Source organism: Marinobacter alkalisoli, from assembly GCF_045449795.1.
In the GTDB taxonomy this organism is placed as follows: Bacteria; Pseudomonadota; Gammaproteobacteria; order Pseudomonadales; family Oleiphilaceae; genus Marinobacter.
On the sequence record NZ_JBJJLB010000016.1, the window covers coordinates 545200 to 565755 of the forward strand.

Below are 20556 nucleotides of genomic sequence, written 5' to 3' on the forward strand. Positions count from 1 at the left end.
AGCATAATGCGCGTCTGGTCAGGCGACCGGTTCACGCATGGTGACAAATTCTTCCGCGGATGTGGGATGAATGCCGAGGGTACTGTCGAACTGGGCTTTGGTCGCCCCGGCTTTTATTGCCACGGCGAGCCCCTGGGTGATTTCACCGGCATCCGGCCCTACCATGTGAGCGCCCAGAACCTTGTCAGTCCCGGCGTCCACCACCAGTTTCATCAGGCAGCGCTCCTCGCGACCGCTGAGGGTGTGTTTCATCGGTCGGAACTCGGAGCGGTAAATTCGCACCGTGTGCCCTGCCTCCTTCGCTTCCTCTTCCGTAAGCCCCACCGTCCCGATATTCGGTTGGCAGAAGACTGCGGTCGGAATGCAGTTGTAATCCATCTCGCCCTGCCCGTCACCAAACAGGCGACGTGACAGCACCATACCCTGGGCAAGGGCAACCGGGGTTAGCTGAGGGGTACCTATGACATCGCCCAGTGCGGTAATGGACGGCACCGCCGTCTGGAAGTGATCATCCACCTCAACATGGCCAGATCCGCTCAGCCGGACGCCCAGCGCCTCCAGGCCCAGCCCCTCAACCAGCGCGCGACGACCGGTTGCCGCCATCACCAGGCCGGTGGTCATGTGGGTTCCGTCATTCAGGGTAACGTCATAATGGGTGCCGTCGCTTTCCACGGCTTCGATGGTCACCCCGAACCGCAGGTCTACACCTTTCCTGCGCATTTCGTTGGCAACAAACTCGCGCACATCGTGGTCAAATCCCCGCAGGAACAGTTCTCCCCGGTACAGCAGCGTGGTCTCTACGCCAAGCCCGGCCAGGATACCGGCAAATTCCACGGCGATGTAACCGCCGCCCCACACCACGGCTTGCCGTGGCAACTGGGGCAGGTAGAACATTTCATTGGAGGTCAGAATGCTCTCTTTGCCGGGAATATCCGGAATCACCGGCCAACTCCCGGTTGCTACCGTGATGTGCTTTGTGGTGTAACGCTGGTTGCCGACAACAACGGTGTTGGCGTCAGCCAGGGATGCCGTGCCCTCAATAATGGTGACACCGGCATTCTCCAGCATACGACCATAAATACCGTTCAACCGCTCAATCTCGGCGTTCTTGTTGGCCACCAGTGTTGGCCAGTCGAAGCTGACCTGGTCAAGGGGTACCTTCCAGCCATACCCGGCTGCGTCCTCAAGATCCTCGCTGACATGGGCACCGTAAACGAACAGCTTTTTGGGCACGCACCCGACGTTAACGCAGGTACCGCCAAGGTACCGGGACTCGACAATCGCGACCCGGGCGCCCCTCTGGGCAGACATTCTCGCGAGCCGTACGCCGCCGGAACCGGCGCCAATTACTATCAGATCGAAATCCTGGTTGTCAGACACAGCGTCTCCTGAACATCATTAGGTCAAAAACATCATCCGGGAACCGCCTGTTTTTCCTCAGGGCTCACTTCCCGGAACAGCACATGGTCCTCAAAATCCCCCAGTCGGATTTTTCCGAGGCTGTGAAAACCTTCGGACTCGTAAAATGGCAGATAGCGGCTATTGCCGGTATCCAGTACCAGACCGCTGCCCCGTGGATTATCCGCACACAAGCGCTCAACGGCGGATAGCAGAAGCCGGCCATAACCGCGATTCTGGTACTGGGGGTTAACGCCCATCAATGGCAGCTGGTGCGCCAGAGGCTGGGGCAGCATCGCCTTGATTTTCTCGTGGTAATCCAGGTAACGACGGGTACAGGCGAAGCCTGCGGTCAGTACCATGCGTATGCGCCAGCTGATCTGTTCGGCCAGGTTAAGACGCAACTCCGGTTCGCCGATGAAGGCCACGGCGACCAGGGTATCATCGACCATAACACCGACGGCCTCCTGATCGAGATCGAAATAGAGATCGATCAGTTCCCGAATGGTCGCCCTCACCCTTTGTTCATACCCCGGCCGACGGTGATCGAACAGGTACTGGAACGTCGGCTCACGAAGGTACGAATGGAAGAGAATGGACCTCGCCTCGTTTCGTGCGCCCTCATCAAGGCGGACAATCACTGGCTCTGGTTTGTTATTGTTGTCTTTGCCGTCACTCATCAGGTTTACTCCTGTTTACTCACCCGTTTATACGGTTAGCACTTCAGCACCATCTTCAGATCGTAAGGGTAAGCCGCACGGATACGATCCCCGGATCATTTTTCCGGTCCATGGCGGCCTGATCGATCACCACGCCATGATTGTTGTTAAGATCCTCCAGCCAGGCAGCCACTTCGGCAAACGGAACGTCTTCAAGCCATACACGAATGGCGCTATCGCCACTGGGCTCGAACCGTTGCAGTGATAAACCCGACTCTCCGGCACTGCGAGTGACCAGTGCCATGAGTGCACGGCCATTCTCCGGAGCGTTCGCTGCCGGCGCATCGCCGCCTTCACTCGCCGCCAGCCGTTCGATATCTTCCTGGTTTTCCTCCATCCAGGCCAGCAACTCTCCTGCGTTTTCCCGCGAACTCACGGCCTGATCATGAAAACCTGTCACCGGTCGCCAAATCAGGAAATACAGCACCCCGAGCAACACCGCAACAGCCAGAACCGCCAACGCCTGCTGATCACGGCGGGGGAGCTGGTCATACTGGGCAATCAGCTTGCCAACCGCTGGCTGGTCTTTCAGTTTCGTCAGCATACCTTCAGCCCCCCGAGACCGTCAGGCGCCCGCGGGCGCCACTGGATTCATTAACCACCGAGCCAATCTGCGCTTCCAGCCCCTGTTTCGCCAGCCCGCTGCGTAAGGCGCTCATCCGGTCATAACTGTCAGCGCGGATATCCACCACAAGCTCTCCCCTTGAGCGACTGTAGTTAATGGAATTGAAAGTCAGCGATTGATTCTGCGGCACTTTGGTGTACTGATCCCCGGTGTATTTCATCAGCGTTATGAAATCCGCGTCCGGCCCGCCTGAACCAATTGTGCGAAGCTGTCCCTCAATCACCCGGCGAACATTGCCTGCATGGGTACGGCGGTCTCCCGGAAAAGCATCGCGGTAGATCGCCATAGCCTGTTCCCGGGTCTCATCGGCCTCTTGCTGGTGGTAGAAGCCCAGGCCCAGCTCCACGCCCAGCTGAATGACGAACCAGACGCAGGCTACTGCAATCAGGGGCTTCCAGGCCCGCAACGGACTGGCCTGACCACCGTTGACGCCATAACCGCCCTGGCACAGGTTGATCGGGTGGGACAGGTGATGGTGATGGGCGTGAGCCAGGAGCTCCAGGGGCATGAGATCAATGGTTTCCAGCTTGATGGCAAGCCGGCCGGCGCCCCGCAGTTCACTGATCGCGGACTGCTGCTGTTCCAGCTCCTGCTCGGTGCCAAAGATGGTCACCGGCATCTCCGCGACAACGTCTTCCGATGGCGGAGCTGCCAGGGTATGACCAAACATCCCCAGGTTGCGTGACTGGATGCTCAGCCATTCACCGTGATCGCTGATCAGCATCGCATTCTCACCATCCAGGCAGATGGACCAGCCACCCCTGGTTTCTGGCAACAGTGCTGCGTCGGGGTAAACTGCATCCAGCCGGGCGTGTTCCCAGCCACTGAAAAGATCCACCCAGTCCGACATGCGGTTGCGGTCAATGGCCGCCACCCTGAAGCCACTGTCCGTTCGGCTGCCCAGGGCCAGGTGAACGGTATCTATGTCCTGGGCAATCTGCTCCTCCACGGCGTACGGCAATGCCTGCTGGATAAAACGCGTTTGTTTGGCCGGTATATCCGCCACGCAAAACAACGCCTCATCACCTGGCACCAGGCCAATCAAAAGGACATTGTCCAGAGCATTCTGACTAAGGGTTTGCTCGATATGGTCCCGGGTATCCCCTCGCCCATGAGCCTGGGTGTCGCCACTGGCATCATGAAGAACCCAGTTGTACAGCTGCGCATCCGGTGTCTGCTCAGGGTCGGCAATGGGTGGCAGGGGCCTGACATAAAGGCGGTAAGACATGTCTATCCTTCTGAAATAGTATAAGGCTCTTTGGTAATCCGGTTCTTTTGCCCGGTATCCCGGTGAACCGTCTGTACCTCACCTTCCGGACTGCGGAAAACGGTGCTCACCAGATTCGCAACGCGATCATCATAGGTAATTCGCGAAACGACCTCAAAAAAACGGGTTTGTAGCCCCAGGCCGTTGGCTTTCAGCCCAAGACCCGCAAATTCCGGCAAGGCCAGGAAATCCTGAATATTTTCAAACCGCTCTTCCTCCCGTTTTTCAAGAATAGACTCTGCCTGGGCCTGTGTCAGTTCCGCGTGCAGTGAACGCAGCACCGGAGCGGTTGCGGTGTTTACGTTAATCCCCAGGCCCGTCACCGGCAATGCCGTCACATGACGCCTTAAAGAACGGTAGATTTCTTCGGTCATCCCCTCAATGAGCCGGAGTTCGGTTACGCTGACGAATGGCTGGTTCGCCGAGCGGAAGGCGGGATCCGCCATCAGGTACTGTCCATCTTCCGCACCGTAGGCACTGACCGTCTGGTCATCCGGATCAATCCAGTCTATCAGGACATCAACCGAAATTTCCGATATACCCAGAGCTGCCAGCAGTCGGGCAAGACGATCGCGGGTAAGCGGATCCACCTGGCCGTTAGCGGATACCAGATCGTTCAGGTTGATACGACCGCCGAGACCATCAATCTGAACTTCGGCCACGCCATTGTCATCCAGAGGCAGAATGGCGGCATTGGCAGCCCAGAATTCGTCCAGGCTGTCGACCATCAGGTTTTCTTCCTTGTCCTCCTCAAAATCCCGGACCAGGATTTGCCGGGCAAAGGCTTCCGTGCCGAGGGCAACGCTTTGCCCCTGCTGTTGCGCCAGGTAATGACCGGCCCGAAAAACCCGAACGCTTTGTTGCTGGGTCATGCCCGTGGCGAGCATCACCACCAGAGCCATCGCCAACAACACCATGATCAGGGCGACACCACGCTCACGACGCAGGGAAAGACCTCTTTGCGCGGTCATTGGGGATTCCCCAGGGCGGATGGGCCATTCTGATCCTGGCTCTGATTTTCCTCATCTTCCTGCTCATCGGTACCCGAATCCGTTTGAGTGCCACCCGCGTTAACCGTATTCACCATGCCCTGGGCCTCGCTGGTGTCAAAATCCGGAAAAGCGAAGGTGCGAACCAGTTCGCCGAAGCGCTCGTGCTCCAGGGTGATTTCAAGGCCCAGCGGCAGCGGTATGTCGGGCCTTGCTCCCGGACTGAGGCTTGCCATGGCTTCTTCAGTGGGCCAGCCATCCGCCCAGTTGCGCTGATCATCCAGAAAGCGGACCTCAAACGAAGTCACATCGGACAGCAGCAACACATCCTGGCTGTTTTCTTCCTGGCCCTGATCCAGGGTGATCCAGTACCTGCGACGCAACTCCTCGCCGGTATATTCCCAGCCGACCCGCTGCAGGGAACTCCGCCGGGTTCCCAGTGGATTACGCCACCCCTGCCGGGTCAGGATCAGGGAAAAATCGTCTTCACGGCTGGTCAGCGCTGGCTGGTAATCGCCGTACATGTCACGCACTGGCCTATTAATGACCTGGGTCAGATCCCGTTCCAGAAGCAACATGGTGCGCTGCAACTGGTCAAACTCATCGGCTACATCGTTCACCCGGTCCCGGGATTGCACCACGCCACTGAGCACCTGCCACACGCCCAGACCGATCACCGCTGTAATCGTCACAGCGATCAACACCTCCATCAGGGTGAAGCCCTTCTGTGACATCAATTCTCTCCAATGAAGGCGGACAACGTGTGGACCGGCACCGGATCACTGCCGTCTTCCCTGATACGGGCAACAGTGACCTCGACACGCCGCATGGTGGGTTCTTCCGTACCAAGGACAGCGGTGGTTACCTGCCAGCGGAAAGGGCCATAATCCAGGTCATCGGAATTCTCGGCAATTCCGGGCATACCCTCTCTGAGCCGGAGTTCGCTGATACGGTTATCGGCAATCCAGCCCGCCATGGTTTTATCCCGGATACGCTCATAACTGGCAATGTACTGACTGCCCACCTCGGCGGCAGCAGTGGCTATCAACCCGAAGACCAGGAGCGCCACCAGCACTTCAATCAGTGTAAAGCCACGCTGGTTGCTCACTGCTCCTCCTCATCACCGCCCGGACGACGCCACTCCAGGGGAGAGATCCCATCGGAGGCGAGTACGTGCATGTAGGAGCTGTCACTGCCAATGGTGAATTCCACTTCAAACGGCGTGGTTTCTCCACTGGAGAAAAACACAATATCCGGCCTCAACTTGTCTTCCTCAGAGGCAAGTCTGGGGGTGTCACTTTCGATAAACTCAGTCACCAAAAGCCAGTCGGGAAAGCTACGTTGGCGGAACATCCGCTCACCCGGCTGCGTCCATTCGTTGGCTTGTTCGTTGAGGGTCACGAACCGGTAGCTGCCTTCCTCAAGAAGGAGCCCCAATTCCTTGTTATTCAGCACAGCCTGTTCCGAGGCGGTTTGCATCAGCAAAAACATCTCACGGACATGATTTTCCATCTCCCGCTGTTGAGACCCGCCGCCCAGGTTCAGCACTGCCAAGGCAGCAAGCAACCCGACAACAATCAGAACAACCAGAATCTCAATCAGCGTAAAGCCCGAGGCCGATGCCCGCTTTATCATTATTGCTTAATCCCCGGTTTTCCAGACACTGATGTCAGCGGCATCGCCATCACCACCTTCCTGGCCGTCGGAACCATAGGAATAAAGGTCATACGGGCCTTCGGTGCCCGGGCTCACATACTGGTACTCAGAACCCCAGGGATCTTCCGGCACATTCTTCAGGTACCCGTCCGGATTCCAGTTCCTCGGTTCCGGGCTGCCGCTGGGCTTGCTGACCAGCGCTTCCAGGCCCTGCTGGGTTGAGGGGTAATGGCTGTTGTCCAGGCGATACAGATCCAGCGCGTTCGCGATGTTGCTCAGCTGGGTTTCCGCGACAGTCACCTTGGCCTGGTCACTGCGCCCCATAATGTTGGGGGCCACAATCGCGACCAGCAGACCGAGGATGACCATAACCACCATGATCTCGATCAGGGTAAAGCCGCCATGTTTTCGGCGGATGTCGCACGGATTCCGGGTAACGTCAGGCTTCATAGTTTTACTCGTCATTTGCAAGGGCTCTCTTTCCATTTTCTGGGGATAACGATGTCGGGATCAGCCGACCAGATTGCTCATATTGAGAATCGGCAGCATGATGGCCAATACAATGATCAGCACCACCACGCCCATGAATAACAGCATCATTGGTTCAAACAGACCGACAATCGCTGCAATTTTTGATTGCAGGGTGTTTTCCTGCATTTTCGCGGTCCGTTCCAGCATGCTGTCCAGCTCACCACTCGCTTCACCGCTGGCGATCATGTGAAGCATCATTGGCGGGAAATACCCCGTCTGATCCAGCGAGCGGTGAAGGGAACCGCCTTCACTGACTTTGCGGGCCGCATCACGCAGCTCCTGGCGCAGGTAATCGTTGGACAACACCTCCCCGGCGATACGCATGGCATCCACCAGTGGCACGCCACTGGTGGTCAGGATACTGAGCGTACTGGCATAGCGAGCGGTATTCACCCCCCGCACCATGCCGGAAAACAGCGGCATGCTCAGCAACCAGCGGTGGAACTTCAGCCTGAACGCAGGCTTACGCAGCGATAGCCGGAACCCGACAATGCCAACGATGATAAGTATCAGAAGGTAGACACCGAAGTTTCCGAGAAATTCCGACACCGACAACATCGCCACCGTCAGGGCCGGCAAATCCTGGCCCTGCTTCACGAAAACTTCGATGATATCGGGAACCACATAGGTCAGCAGAAAAACAACAATGGCGATGGCAACCACGCTCAGGATAATCGGGTAGATCGCCGCCAGTTGGATTTTCTGGCGGGCCTCCTGCCGGGCTTCCGTGTAATCCGCCAACCGGTTCAGCACCAGGTCGAGGTGGCCCGCGTGTTCCCCGGCAGAAACCGTGGAACGGTACAACCGGGGAAAGGCCCGGGGAAACTCACCCAGACTGTCCGCCAGGCTATAGCCTTCCATCACCTTAGCGCGAATGGCGATCAGCATGCTGCGGATGCGGGGTTTGGAGGACTGCTGGGCAGCTGCGGACAGGGCCTGTTCCACCGGGATACCGGACTGGATCAGTGTTGACAGCTGTCGGGTCACCAGCGCCAGATCAGCAGCCGCGAGGCTGCCGCGGTTGCTCAGAGGGTTCTGGCCGTGGGCCTGTTTTTCGGTGGACGGCGCCACTTCCAGCGGTGTCAGCCCCCGTTCCCTGAGTTGTTGCCTGACCGCCCGCGGAGCATCCGCTTCCAGTACGCCCTGTTTCTGTTTACCGCGGGCGTCGAGGGCCTTGTAATCAAATGCGGGCATGGGGTTACTGGCTCCGGTGGGTCACGCGAAGGACCTCTTCAACGGTTGTGACGCCTTCAAGAATCTTGAGAACACCGTCTGCGTGGATACTGGGGCCGGACAAACGGGCCTCGTGCTCCAGATCCAGCTCCCCTGCCCGTTTGTGGATGAGAGCGCTGATTTCGTCGGTGATCTCAACCACTTCGTAAATACCGATTCGGCCGCGATAGCCCAATTGATTGCAGTGATCACACCCCTTTGCACGGTAGATGGTTGGAGGGTTAGCCGGATCCTGTTGCAGAAATTCGCAATGCTCTTCGCTCGGCGTATAGGGTTCACAACACTCTTTGCAAAGCACCCTGACCAGACGCTGGGCCACGATACCCACCAGGCTGGAGGAGATCAGGAACGGCTCGATGCCCATATCCATCAGGCGGGTAATGGCGCCCACAGCAGTATTGGTGTGCAGCGTGGAGAGCACCAGGTGGCCGGTGAGACTCGCCTGAACGGCAATCTCAGCGGTTTCCAGATCGCGGATCTCACCGATCATGACCACATCCGGGTCCTGGCGCAGAATCGCCCGCAGCCCCCGGGCGAAGGTCATATCGACCTTGGTGTTGACCTGGGTCTGGCCGATGCCCGGCAGGTTGTACTCAATGGGGTCCTCGACCGTCAGGATATTGCGGCTGCGGTCGTTGATCTCCTGTAGCGACGCATACAAGGTTGTGGATTTACCAGAACCGGTGGGACCGGTCACCAGCAAGATCCCGTAAGGGCGGTAAATCAGCCGGCGAAGGACCTTGAGATCCCGCCCGGCCATGCCGAGGGATTCCAGGCGGATATTGCCTGCCTGCTTGTCCAGCAGACGAAGCACCACGCGCTCACCGCTGGAGGACGGCATGGTGGATACCCGGATATCCACCTCTCGCCCGGCAACCCGCAACGCAATCCGGCCATCCTGGGGCACGCGCTTCTCGGCGATATCCAGCTTTGCCATGACCTTGATACGGGAAACCAGCAAAGGCGCCAGTGCGCGTTTCGGCTGAACCACTTCCCGCAGCACGCCATCCACACGGAAACGGACCACCAGGCGCTTTTCATAGGTTTCGATGTGCACGTCCGAGGCGTTGGTCTTGACCGCTTCGGTCAGGATGGCGTTAATCAGACGGATGATCGGTGCGTCGTCCTCCTGCTCCAGCAGGTCTTCCGTCTCCGGCACGGAGTCCGCCAGGGAAGCGAGATCCATATCATCGCCGATGCCTTCCACCATCTGCATGGCCTCGGCGGAGTCGTTCTGGTAGGCCGCATTCAGGGCTGCATCAAAGCGATCGGGATCAATGGTGGAGAACCGGGCGCGGCCACCACTGATACGGTTGGCCTCGGCCAGGGCGGAATGGCTGGCTCCGGGACGCACAAGAATGACTGGCTCACCATCTTCCTCTCGGGTCAGTATCACGCCGTTGCGTTTGGCGAACGCGAAAGGAAGACGGCCCACCGGAGCATCCTGCGGCTGAAGTTCGTGGTCTGTATTCAAGGTCGTCCTCGTTTTGTTGCCAGGCGCGGATAAATTATCCGGAAACCCTTTTTATTCAATTAATTCAGAAAGGCTACCATAGGATATGGACCCGCTGAATAACTCTATACACTATACTGCCATTTAACCTTTGCAGTCTGATAACCTGTGATCTTTTTCCAGGGTCGTAAATTCACTGTCGGGACATCCAATGCCTTTGAACAACACCCGGTTACCCATGCTTCTGGCCGCTGCCGTCGTCGTCGCGATGATCGCCCTGACGTCCTGGCAGGCCTACCGCTTCTGGCAACAGGAATCCCAGCGCGACAGCCAGCAACAGAGGGCGGCCGCCGACAGGAAAGCCGATTCCGGGAACCAGACCACCCCCGAGGTGGAACTGGCCTCTCTTGACCTGTTCGGCACCGCCGGGGAATCTGCGGGCGACCAGCAAATTGATACCGAAAACCTGCCTGAAACCAACCTGCGGCTATTTTTGCGCGGGGTGCTGGCAGCGGACGGAGAATTCCCCGGCAGCGCCCTGATCGAAGACGATAAAAGCCAGACGGAAGCTTACCTGGTCGGTGACGAGCTGCCCGGCAATGCCAAACTACGCGCGGTTCACGCCAACCGGGTCATTATTGAGCGTAGCGGAAAACTGGAGAACCTGTACTTTCCCGAATCTGAAGACCGCACCGGACTGGAGTTCGCCGCTGACGGGTCCGGCACTGCCGAACCACAGACGCAGGAAGCAGCCCCCAGCGCTTCACCGGCGAGCAACACATCCTCCCCCGCCGCCGATGAACAGCGCAGAGAGGAAATTCGTCGGCGACTCGAACAACTCCGCGAACGCCTGCGGAACAACAACAACTGAGTCCGACCATGGAAACGGCAGCCCGGACGTTTCGCCGCCGCAGTTTCCTGCTTCCCGTATTATTGCTGGTCACCGCAGTGGCTGCCTTTGAGCTTGGCGACCGCCTGCTAAGCTACGTTCAGGAAGAGTTCGGGCAGGAAGCCCGCGGCCGGCTGGAAAGCTGGCAGAACCTGCATCAAGTGGCTAAAAATGCCCCGAGGGAGCGGCAGCTGGCTCTGGTGAATTCATTCTTTAACCGGGCCCGCTTTATTACCGATATGGAGCATTGGGGGGAGGAAGACTACTGGGCAACTCCGGTGGAACTGCTGACCACCAATGGCGGTGACTGCGAGGATTTCTCGATCGCCAAATACCTGACTCTCAAATCCATGGGCGTTCCCGATGAGGAGCTCAGGATCGTCTATGTCAAGGCACTGGAACTGAACCAGGCTCATATGGTCCTCGCCTGGTATCCGGAACCGGACGCCGATCCCCTGATTCTGGATAACCTGATCAATGAGATCAGACCCGCCTCCCGCAGAAATGACCTGGAACCGGTCTACAGTTTCAACGGTGAGGGTTTGTGGCTTAACCGATCCGGAGGCAGACAAAAACGCATTGGCGAAGCCGGCAAGCTGGATCATTGGCAGGATGTGAACAAGCGGTTGATTGAAGCTCTCCGGTAACCTTTTGCTTGTGCATTTTTTCACTCATATCGACTATAATGTGAAAAACAGACATCATTAACGGAGACCGCACATGACCACCGTTTCCGACATCAAACAGCAAACCAGTGACCGCGCGCTGCTGGGCAAGGCTCTGGTTAATGCCGGCAAAGCCATGGGACTGACGCAGGCGGATCTGGCTGAAATCGTGGGGCGCAATCGCACCGGCCTGGCCCGGGACGGGGTCGACCCATCCAGCAAAGCCGGTGAACTCGCCTTGCTGTTCGTCCGCGTGTATCGCAGTGTTTACGCGCTGGTGGGCGGTGATGAGGCCGCCATGCAGCACTGGCTCAATACGGAGAACCGTTATTTCTCCGATGTTCCCAGGGACATGATTCGTAGCGCCGAAGGACTGGTACGTGTGCTTTACTATCTTGACGCCATGCGGGGCAAGATTTGAACCTTCGGGATCGCATCGAATCTGATGCCACGGTGGTTCAGGGCACCATCTACCGGGTCGTGGAATCCCAGGAGGAAATTGCCACCACCGAACTGGTGGATAACATCGAGGAGCAGATGCGGCTTGAAGCGCTGCTTGATCGCAGCAAGCCGCCTCGGCCCGAAGGCACTGAAAACCTTCACTACCTGCTGGCCACGCCCTTCCGCTATCCGCCCCTGAAATATGGCTCCCGCTTTGGCCGCCCCTTTGAAAAAAGCCTTTTCTACGGTGCCATGACGGTCAATACAGCACTGGCGGAAGCAGCGTTCTACCGCTTTGTTTTTATCAACGACATGGTGTCGCCCTACCCCAGGCCGCTGAAAACCCTGCACACCCTGTTCGCCACGAGAATGCGCACCAGTCGCGGAATTCGCTTGCAGGATAACGCCTGGGCAGATCTCCACGAAGATCTCACCCATCCCGCCCGTTATGACGCTTGCCAACAACTGGGGACGGCAATGAGGGAATCCGGAATTGAAGGGTTTCAGTTCCTTTCAGCACGAGCCCGGCAAGCTGATCTCTATCGATTACCCTATTCTCAATCAAATGGCATGGAAGGGGTAAACGCCGCCCTGTTTTCCCCGCGGGCGCTGAAAGACAGGAAGCCGAGAAGTCGCTATCGCCTGATCATGATGGCAGACCCGAGCACCGTGACCATGAGCCTGACCAACGAGGATGGAAAGAAAACGGCCTCAGCGTTCAGCCGGGAAACATTTCTGGTGGGTGGCAGGTTACCGTGCCCGGCGAGTTGAGAACCCGCCCCCCTCTCTTTGCAACAGTATCGGCTAGCCAAACGTGGTATATATGACGCCTTGTGCCAGATCAACTTACGGTTAAGCAGAAAGGCTTTATGAAAGTACCGAAGAGATTACAGCCCCTTGTCGACGACGGCATGGTGGACGAAGTGATGTACCAACTGATGAGCGGCAAGGAAGCACAGGTTTATGTGGTGCGCTGCGGTGACGATCTGCGCTGTGCCAAAGTGTTCAAGGAAGCTCAGAAGCGCAGCTTCAAGCAAGCCGTGGAATACCAGGAAGGCCGGAAAGTACGGAACAGCCGACGTGCCAGAGCCATGAGCAAGAAAACACGCTATGGCCAGAAAGAGCAGGAGGACGCCTGGCTCAATGCTGAGGTCGATGCCTTGTACCGGCTGGAAGCGGCCGGCGTGCGGGTGCCCCAGCCTCTGGGATTTGTGGATGGCGTGCTGTTGATGGAAATGATTGCCGATGAAGACGGCAAAGCCGCACCACGACTCGATGACGTTACGCTTACCCCCGATCTGGCACGACTTTACCACGGCCAGGTCCTGGCGGAGATCGTCCGTATGCTTGCCGCAGGCCTTATCCATGGTGACCTGTCCGAGTTCAATGTGCTTGTGGATGCCCAGGGCCCGGTGATCATTGACCTGCCCCAGGCCGTCAACGCCGCAGGCAATAACAGTGCCCAGCGCATGCTGCTGCGGGATGTCGACAACATGCGCCGCCACTTTGGCAAATACGCACCAGACCTGCTGGCAACGGATTACGGCCTGGAGATATGGGCGCTCTATGAGAGCGGCGAACTAAGCGCTGACAGCAAGCTCACCGGCTGCTTCGAGCACGATACCCACAGTGCGGATGTCGATGACCTGTTAGCGGTGATCGATGCCGCGAGACTGGAAGAGATGGAGCGGCAGGAAAGAACCTTAATAGAAGATGACGATTGAACCGCTCGGGCTGGTTCATAGCCGACAATAATTCTGAAAGGTTCTTGATACCTATCCCCCCTCACTGAAACTGAAAGTGTTTTCGGTATTCAGTTGGAGTCAGTCCGGTCCATCGCTTGAACATCCTTCGGAAATTGGCGTCATCGGAACAATTCAGGTAACTGGCCACGTCCTCCTGGCTCCACCCCTTGATATAAAACTGGTACAGGCTGAGATGAAGCCGTACCTCGTCATGTATGGCCTGGTAGGTGGCATCACATTCCTTTAGCCGGCGCTTGAGGGTCGCGGAACTCATTCCCAGGTATTCACTGATAGCATCCAGGCTGCCAAAGACGTCTGGGTGACGTCGCATCACGCGGTAAACCAGTTCCGGCAATCCGTGTCTTCGATCGGCCTTACCCAGCACTTGCTCTGATTCGGCAAGAGCAGAAGCCCGAACCATTTCTGATGTCCCGTCCCAGGGCTTGAACAGCCAGTGGCTCTCGATTCGCATCAAATCGATGCCTGCCTCAAATCGAACGGACTCCCCAAAGGCAACCAGATAGTCCGATGTGTCTACTGGTTTAGGCTGTTTGAGGCAAACCTGCCAGGGCAGCGTCTCGCCCGATAACCAGTTGGTCGCACTCCGCACACCTGAAATCAGGGCAGCCACGAGAAACGGCCTTGCCCTTCCTGCACCGCCAGCATCCGTCCAGTACAAATAGGACCATCGCTCATCTCTGACCAGATGAGGTGTCATAAAAGGGCACAGGTGAAACCGGAATCTGATCAGCGTCTGCAGAAACTCCATGAGGTTCCCGGAGTGGGCCAGGAGCGTACTCTGAGGGCCGTAATGACCGGGAAACAGCTGGCTGCCCCACAACAGATTCAACTCAGAACCATCGCCCTGACTTGCGACATTCAGGATCAGGCGCCGAAAGGTCGCCGCCGATAACTTGTGGTTCGCCTTGCGAATGTCGCTGGGGAACAATCCGGTGTGTTTGAGCAACCGGTCTTCCCGCATGTTGCGGGTTAAAGCCAGCTCAACCAGCAATGCCGCCTGATGATGCGCGGGCAACACCTGTTCCTCTGCGGTGTAAAACTCTGGACGGTCTGCTTTGTTGCTCATGCGGCATGTCCCCGGCGAGGTTCAGCCTTGGCCAAAGCAAGAGCATAGTTCGCACGCTCCAGTAATTCGGCGGCACTGGCCGACCTGGCGTGGGCAACCCCGACGCTCACCGATACATTGACGGTGTTGCCCTGCAATGCGGTTTTGTGTGCCAGGTGACGCACCGCATTGGAAATCTCCTCCGCCATAAGTCTGGCCAAAGGCAGGCCAGTCCCCGGAAGCAATACAGCGAAACGGTCACCGGCGAACCGGCAAACCAGATCGTTGCGGCGCACATTCATTATGAGTAGCTCACCGATAACCTTCAGCAAGCGGTCTCCCTCGCTCGTGCCGTACTCACGGTTCACGGCATCGAAGCCATCGACATCAACCATCAACAGAGACGGAGGAATGATTCTCTCGTCCAAACGCTGGAGTTCCATTTCAATCTGACCGTCCAGGTACTCTGATTTGGCTAACTGGGTAACGGAATCCACCTGCGTATGCTCTCTGATGGTGAGCTCACGCCCACGCAGCTGTTCTGTAATCACCAACTGTTCCCGATGCCAGTGGAACATCCCCCAGGTTACAAGGGCCATGCCGATAGGCAGAGTTACCGACTCCAGCCAGGTGTCCCACCATTGCGCATCAGGAAATTGTACGAACTCGTCCAGGTTGTCTTGCCAGAGTGCGATAAATACAAGTCCAAAACCTGCGGAAAGAATGTTACTGACCCGCCCTGCCGGCCTGCTGCGAAGAATAAGAATCAACCAGGTCAACACCATGGCGGCGCCACCGCCCTCGCCGAACACATCGAGCCAATCGATTTCCGACCGTGCTTTCACATCTCCGAGGATCAGACTTGCAACAAGTGATGCATTCGCAATAACCGCCAGCATCAGCAGTTTCCCACGGTGTGGTTTGAGGGTAGTCAGAGTCATTTTGCTATCCACTGGTTTCAAGTTCGGTGGCAGCTATAGCACAGCATGGTTGCACTTATGTGACGGGGAATGGGGGTCAAATTGGCTCAGGGTTTCAGATGTCATTGCTGGCGAAAAAGGTTGGGCTGAGGCCCTTTACCGGGCAAACCGCCGATGCACAGCCGTTCCAGGCTCGCAGACCACGTGGTCGTTTCGGCTCACCAAGTGCCTTAAACCGTTCGTAAGTGCCTGAATAAACGGGGCATTAAAAAAAGTGTAACCGCTTCGACACATTCGAATCCTAATGTCGCTGCCAGCTCCTGGAAACAAACATAAGGATTCGCTCGAATGACATCTGCACCGACTGGATTGAAACGTTCGCGACTGGCTGCGGCTATCGCCGTCGCATGCATGGGCACCGCGGCGGCCCCGGCCGCCTTTGGTCAAAGTGAGACGCCCGCAGACACATCGGCGGAAACCGTGACCGTCGTTGGCCAGGCCGCTCGCCTGCGCACTTCCCTGAATCAACAGCGAATGTCTGACAACCTCCAAACCATCGTGACGTCCGATGCTATCAACTCGCTTCCCGATGCCAACGTATCCGAATCCTTGCAAAGACTGCCGGGTATCTCGATAGAGCGGGATCAGGGGGAAGGCCGCTTTGTCCGCATTCGTGGCCTGGGCCCTGACCTCAATAGTGTCAGCATCAACGGTGCTCAGTTGCCGGCACCCGAAGGTGACCGCCGGGCCGTCGCACTGGATGTGCTGCCTTCCGGTCTTGTTTCTTCCCTGGTCGTCACCAAGGCGCCCACGCCAGACATGGACGCTAACGGTATCGGCGGAAACATTGACGCGAAGAGCATTTCCGCTTTGGACAAGAACGAACCGTTCGGCAAGGCAAAAGTCGAAATGAGCCATAACGAACTGGTGGATGAAACCAGCCCAGCCGGCGCTTTATCGGGTGGAACGACGCTGGATATCGGCTCTGATGGCGCCCGCCTGGGTGTTGCTGGCGCTGTAAGCTGGGAAGAACGGAAATTCGGCTCTGACAACGTTGAAACCGGCGGTGCCTGGGACTTTGATGAAGATCCGGCTGTGCTGGAGGAAATCGAACAAAGGGACTATCTGATCACCCGGGAACGCCTGGGCGCCGCGGTGAACCTGGATCTCGAACTGAACCCGGACAACCTGTTTTACCTGAGAACGATGTACAGCCGTTACTCGGATGATGAGCAGCGCGTGGCCAACATCTTTGAGTTTGAAGATCCCCTGGCAGCAGGCGCTTCGGGAGCAGCAGAAGTCGAACGTGAGTTGAAGGCCCGGGAGGAGGTCCAGGAAATCCTGTCGGCGTCCCTGGGGGGCGAACACAGGTTGCGGGACTGGCTCGTTGAGTACAGCGTCAGTGCCAGCGAAGCGTCTGAGAAAGAAGATGACGGTCTCGGCGGCGCCGTTTTCGTCGCCGCCGATCCATTCGAGGGCGTGGGCTTCCGTGGTACTCGAAAACCCGACGTCTTCGGCCCTGGATCGCTGTATCAGTCGTCTTCTTTCACCCTGGATGAAGTGGAAATGACAGACAGCGAAGCAACGGATGAAGAAAAAAACATTCGCTTCGATATCACCCGGGATTTGATGTTTGGGGCCCATCCGGGCCTGATCAAATTCGGCGCCAAGGCCAGCCAGCGCACAAAAGAAACCGACGAAGACGTGTGGGTTTATGAAGATTTTGAAGATGCAGGCATCAGCGGCGATCGCCTGGGAATGGGCAACTATGCAGGCGGCGAGCTGGACTACAATCCGGGGCGCATCGGAAGTGACCTGAACGCTGACGCCATCCGGGATCTTGTCTCCGACCTTGGCAGGGAGGACTACTTCGACGAGGAAGAGTCGCGCATCAACGATTACCAGATTGATGAAGACATCAACGCGGCCTATCTGATGGGCAGGATTGATATCCGTGGCCTGCGTCTTCTTGGTGGTTTCCGCTACGAGGACACGGATCTGGAAGCCCGGGGCTCCAAGCTCGAGGATGGCGCATTTCAGGCAAACAGAGTCGACAATGATTACAGCAACCTGCTGGGATCTCTTCATGCTCGTTATGAGCTTACTGACCGCACTCAGCTGCGCGCTTCGCTGACCCAGTCGCTGGCACGCCCCACTTTCGGGCAGTTGTCTCCCGCGTTCGTTATTGAGGATGATGAGGCAGAATTCGGGAACCCGGATCTCGACCCTCTGGAATCAGACAACTTCGATGTTGGCATCGAGCACTACATGGGCCCGACCAGCGCCATATCCGCCTATGCCTTCTACAAGCGTATCGACAATTTCATCTACTCCACCGATATCGCCGGAACGGGTGAATGGGCCGACTTCTCAGAGGCGAAAACCTTTGAGAATGGGGATACCGCCGAAGTTCGGGGCTTTGAACTGGCTTACTCCCATAAGTTCAGCACATTGCCCTCGCCATGGAACGGTCTGATCGTTGGCGCCAATGGCACCTGGACCCGTTCCGATGCCACGGTGACCTCCTTCGATGACGGTACCCCTGTACGCCGCGATGTTCGCTTGCCAGGCCAATCCGACACCACCGGCAACCTGACTCTTGGTTACGAGACAGACCGCGCCAGCATTCGCCTTGCCGGTAACTATAAGTCTGATTACCTCATAGAAATTCCCGATGTCGCCGACGAACGCCACGATCTTTACGAGGGTGACCATTTCCAGCTGGATCTGACGGCAAGCTATTACCTGATGGACAACCTCATGGTGCAGTTCGATGCAGTGAACCTCACTGACCGCCCCTATTACGCCTACACCGGCAAAGGGGGAGAACGGTTCAACGCGCAGTATGAGGAATACGGCCGCACCTATCGCCTCTCTCTCACCATGACCAGCTTCTGAAGCATCAAGGACTCTGCCCCGGTCATCCCGCCCGGGGCTGCAATCGAACCACACAGCTAAACCGGATAAACGTAATGTTTGTAACACGCAAAAATCTACTTTCAGCCGTTATTGCTGCAACCACCCTTGCAGGTTGCACTTCCTCCGTTAAATCCCCCGTGGAGACATCGGAACTTGCCACTTTGCCAATCGCTGGCGAATGGGCTCGCCCTGCCGGGGCCAATAGCCACTGGCTAAGCACCAGCGAACGGGATGGGATCGCCTTGTTCGCCAGTGATGGCAGCATGGTCGACCAGTGGCAGACCAAGGCGGAATTTCTGGATTCAAGGACCGTACGCCTCAACGGAAAAAAACTGGAACTGTTCGCCAGCTATAACCCGGAAACGGCGGAACCCCTGCTGTTTACCCTGTCCGAGGATGGTAACGCCATCGAGAGCCGCACCGCGTTAACGCCGCGCGGCTTTCCCCTTGAGGGCCTATGCCTTTTCCACGATGAAGACAACGAAGATCTCTATTTATTTGCCCTGAGCGAAAAATACTTTGCACACCAATACCTGATCACCCAATCCGGGGAAGGCGACTTCCAGGTCGCGTCGGTTCGGGACCTGCCCATACCCGCGGGCGGCGAAACCTGCGCAACCGATGACAGAACAGACACCCTCTTCATCGCAGAGGAAGGCGTGGGTATATGGGCCTATGACGCCAGCCCTGAAGCGGAACTGGCCCGCAGCCCGGTTGCGATGGCAGGGCCTTTTGGTGAGCTGGGCAATGGACCGAAAGGTTTGGCTACGGTACCGGGCGGATTGATTGCCTTTGAACTGGACCACCCTGCCCTTCATCTGATCCAGGCCACAGATGAAGGCTATGAGCACCAAAGCACCGTCAATCTTGGCGATAGCACAGCTGCGGACACAATGACCGCGATCCTCAGGAACCAACAGATTGACGCGGTTCTGTTTGATGAAAACAGCGAACAGCTCAAGCTGGCAAACCTGCCATTCGCCGTTACGCCGCCCCCGGTTGCTGCCAGCTATCCGAAGGTCAAGCCCGAAATGCAGACGGCACCGGTTGCGACGATTGGCGATGCGGCTGACGATCCAGAGATCTGGGTGAACCCTGAGCATCCGGAAAGGAGCCTGATCCTGGGTACTGATAAGCGCAATGGCTTGTTGGTCTACGGCCTGGATGGCGAAGAACGCCAGAGTCTTGAAGTCGGCCGTGTCAACAATGTCGACATTCGGTATGGCGTGCCTTACCAGGGCAAAACAGTGGACATTGCCGTTGCCACCAATCGCACCCGAAACAGCCTCAGCCTGTTTGCCATTGACCGTGACCGGGCTTCCGTCATTCCCGTCACAGAGGTGCCGACAGACCTGCCCGAAATCTACGGCCTGTGCATGTACCAGTCTGATACCGGCACCTACGCCATCGCCAATGATAAAGACGGTCGGTTTCATCAATTCCGGTTGGATCTGACCGATGAGCGCTGGGGCGGCGAGCTTGTGCGTGAATTCCGGGTGGACTCCCAGCCCGAGGGATGTGTGGCTGACGATCAGAGGCAGCAGCTGTTTGTTGGTGAAGAGGATAACGCAGTCTGGGCACTGGATGCCGAGCCGGACTCAGACAGCAAACTGTCGATGGTGGACAGCATCGGTGACCACCTGACGGACGACATCGAGGGCCTGACGTTCTATCGCGGCGAGACCCGGGACTACCTGGTGGTCTCCAGCCAGGGCGACAACACCTATGTGGTTTACAACGCTGAAGCGCCCTACGAGTTCCGTGGCAAATTCAGGATTGGCATCAACCACAGGAAGGCCATTGACGGCGCCTCCGAAACAGACGGCATCGCGGCAACTTCGGCGGATCTTGGAGGCATCTGGAGTGAGGGAATGCTGGTGGTCCAGGACGGTCGCAACGTTCTGCCCGCCCAGGCCCAGAACTTCAAATCCGTACCCTGGCGGTACATCCGCGAAGCCCTGAACCTGGAACGCTGAGCCTCACGGAAAGGGGCACCCGAAGGGTGTCCCTGAAGTGTCACAAAATAGCCATAGTCTGGCC

The 20556-nt window shown here is 57.4% G+C and carries 20 protein-coding genes; 7 read left to right on the forward strand and 13 right to left on the reverse strand.

Annotated elements, in window-relative coordinates; translation table 11 throughout:
* Window positions 1–18: 18 nt before the first annotated feature.
* From gorA to gspE, 11 genes are read right to left on the reverse strand one after another with little or no spacing between them, the layout of a single operon-like run.
* Entirely contained in the window at window positions 19–1380 is a 1362-nt protein-coding gene (gene gorA / locus ACJO3M_RS07010; protein ID WP_407000656.1) for a glutathione-disulfide reductase, read from the reverse strand.
* Window positions 1381–1412: 32 nt separating this feature from the next.
* Window positions 1413–2078, reverse strand: a complete 666-nt coding sequence (locus tag ACJO3M_RS07015; protein WP_407000657.1) for a GNAT family N-acetyltransferase — start codon at window positions 2076–2078, stop codon at window positions 1413–1415.
* A 55-nt stretch (window positions 2079–2133) separates the two neighbouring features.
* On the reverse strand, window positions 2134–2661 hold the full coding sequence (locus tag ACJO3M_RS07020; RefSeq protein ID WP_407000658.1) for a type II secretion system protein M: 528 nt from the start codon (window positions 2659–2661) through the stop codon (window positions 2134–2136).
* A gap of 4 nt (window positions 2662–2665) precedes the next feature.
* Window positions 2666–3970: a type II secretion system protein GspL gene (gene gspL / locus ACJO3M_RS07025; RefSeq protein ID WP_407000660.1), complete on the reverse strand. Its 1305-nt coding sequence runs from the start codon at window positions 3968–3970 to the stop codon at window positions 2666–2668.
* Between the two features lie 2 nt (window positions 3971–3972).
* Complete coding sequence (gspK, locus tag ACJO3M_RS07030) at window positions 3973–4980, reverse strand: type II secretion system minor pseudopilin GspK (RefSeq protein ID WP_407000662.1); 1008 nt, start codon at window positions 4978–4980, stop codon at window positions 3973–3975.
* Complete coding sequence (gspJ, locus tag ACJO3M_RS07035; RefSeq protein WP_407000663.1) at window positions 4977–5732, reverse strand: type II secretion system minor pseudopilin GspJ; 756 nt, start codon at window positions 5730–5732, stop codon at window positions 4977–4979. The genes gspK and gspJ overlap by 4 nt, the downstream gene beginning before the upstream one ends.
* Window positions 5732–6106: a type II secretion system minor pseudopilin GspI gene (gene gspI, locus ACJO3M_RS07040; RefSeq protein ID WP_407000665.1), complete on the reverse strand. Its 375-nt coding sequence runs from the start codon at window positions 6104–6106 to the stop codon at window positions 5732–5734. Before gspI ends, gspJ begins: the two co-directional genes overlap by 1 nt.
* Complete coding sequence (gene gspH, locus ACJO3M_RS07045; protein WP_407000666.1) at window positions 6103–6633, reverse strand: type II secretion system minor pseudopilin GspH; 531 nt, start codon at window positions 6631–6633, stop codon at window positions 6103–6105. The genes gspI and gspH overlap by 4 nt, the downstream gene beginning before the upstream one ends.
* Window positions 6634–6639: 6 nt before the next feature.
* A complete protein-coding gene (gspG, locus tag ACJO3M_RS07050; protein ID WP_407000925.1) occupies window positions 6640–7104 on the reverse strand; it encodes a type II secretion system major pseudopilin GspG in 465 nt (154 codons plus the stop codon).
* Between the two features lie 60 nt (window positions 7105–7164).
* On the reverse strand, window positions 7165–8379 hold the full coding sequence (gene gspF / locus ACJO3M_RS07055; protein WP_407000668.1) for a type II secretion system inner membrane protein GspF: 1215 nt from the start codon (window positions 8377–8379) through the stop codon (window positions 7165–7167).
* Window positions 8380–8383: 4 nt separating this feature from the next.
* Window positions 8384–9892: a type II secretion system ATPase GspE gene (gene gspE / locus ACJO3M_RS07060; protein ID WP_407000670.1), complete on the reverse strand. Its 1509-nt coding sequence runs from the start codon at window positions 9890–9892 to the stop codon at window positions 8384–8386.
* Window positions 9893–10082: 190 nt separating this feature from the next.
* On the opposite strand from gspE, the gene ACJO3M_RS07065 reads away from it, so the two are divergent.
* From ACJO3M_RS07065 to ACJO3M_RS07085, 5 genes are all read left to right on the forward strand, one after another.
* A complete protein-coding gene (locus ACJO3M_RS07065) occupies window positions 10083–10742 on the forward strand; it encodes a type II secretion system protein N (RefSeq protein ID WP_407000671.1) in 660 nt (219 codons plus the stop codon).
* Window positions 10743–10750: 8 nt separating this feature from the next.
* Entirely contained in the window at window positions 10751–11407 is a 657-nt protein-coding gene (locus tag ACJO3M_RS07070) for a transglutaminase-like cysteine peptidase (RefSeq protein ID WP_407000672.1), read from the forward strand.
* Between the two features lie 73 nt (window positions 11408–11480).
* A complete protein-coding gene (locus ACJO3M_RS07075) occupies window positions 11481–11846 on the forward strand; it encodes an antitoxin Xre/MbcA/ParS toxin-binding domain-containing protein (RefSeq protein WP_407000674.1) in 366 nt (121 codons plus the stop codon).
* A complete protein-coding gene (locus tag ACJO3M_RS07080) occupies window positions 11843–12637 on the forward strand; it encodes an RES family NAD+ phosphorylase (protein ID WP_407000675.1) in 795 nt (264 codons plus the stop codon). Before ACJO3M_RS07075 ends, ACJO3M_RS07080 begins: the two co-directional genes overlap by 4 nt.
* Before the next feature lie 98 nt (window positions 12638–12735).
* A complete protein-coding gene (locus ACJO3M_RS07085; RefSeq protein WP_407000676.1) occupies window positions 12736–13590 on the forward strand; it encodes a PA4780 family RIO1-like protein kinase in 855 nt (284 codons plus the stop codon).
* A gap of 61 nt (window positions 13591–13651) precedes the next feature.
* On the opposite strand, the gene ACJO3M_RS07090 is transcribed toward ACJO3M_RS07085, so the two are convergent.
* The gene (locus ACJO3M_RS07090) at window positions 13652–14698 is read right to left on the reverse strand and encodes an AraC family transcriptional regulator (RefSeq protein WP_407000677.1); all 1047 of its coding nucleotides are present in this window, start codon (window positions 14696–14698) and stop codon (window positions 13652–13654) included.
* Window positions 14695–15618 carry a GGDEF domain-containing protein gene (locus tag ACJO3M_RS07095; protein ID WP_407000678.1) on the reverse strand — a complete coding sequence of 308 codons (924 nt, stop codon included), beginning with the start codon at window positions 15616–15618 and terminating at the stop codon, window positions 14695–14697. Before ACJO3M_RS07095 ends, ACJO3M_RS07090 begins: the two co-directional genes overlap by 4 nt.
* Before the next feature lie 327 nt (window positions 15619–15945).
* Here ACJO3M_RS07095 and ACJO3M_RS07100 point away from each other — a divergent pair, with 327 nt between their 5' ends.
* Both ACJO3M_RS07100 and ACJO3M_RS07105 read left to right on the forward strand, forming a co-directional pair.
* Window positions 15946–18495: a TonB-dependent receptor gene (locus ACJO3M_RS07100; RefSeq protein ID WP_407000680.1), complete on the forward strand. Its 2550-nt coding sequence runs from the start codon at window positions 15946–15948 to the stop codon at window positions 18493–18495.
* Between the two features lie 74 nt (window positions 18496–18569).
* Entirely contained in the window at window positions 18570–20492 is a 1923-nt protein-coding gene (locus ACJO3M_RS07105) for a phytase (protein ID WP_407000681.1), read from the forward strand.
* Window positions 20493–20556 lie beyond the last annotated feature (64 nt).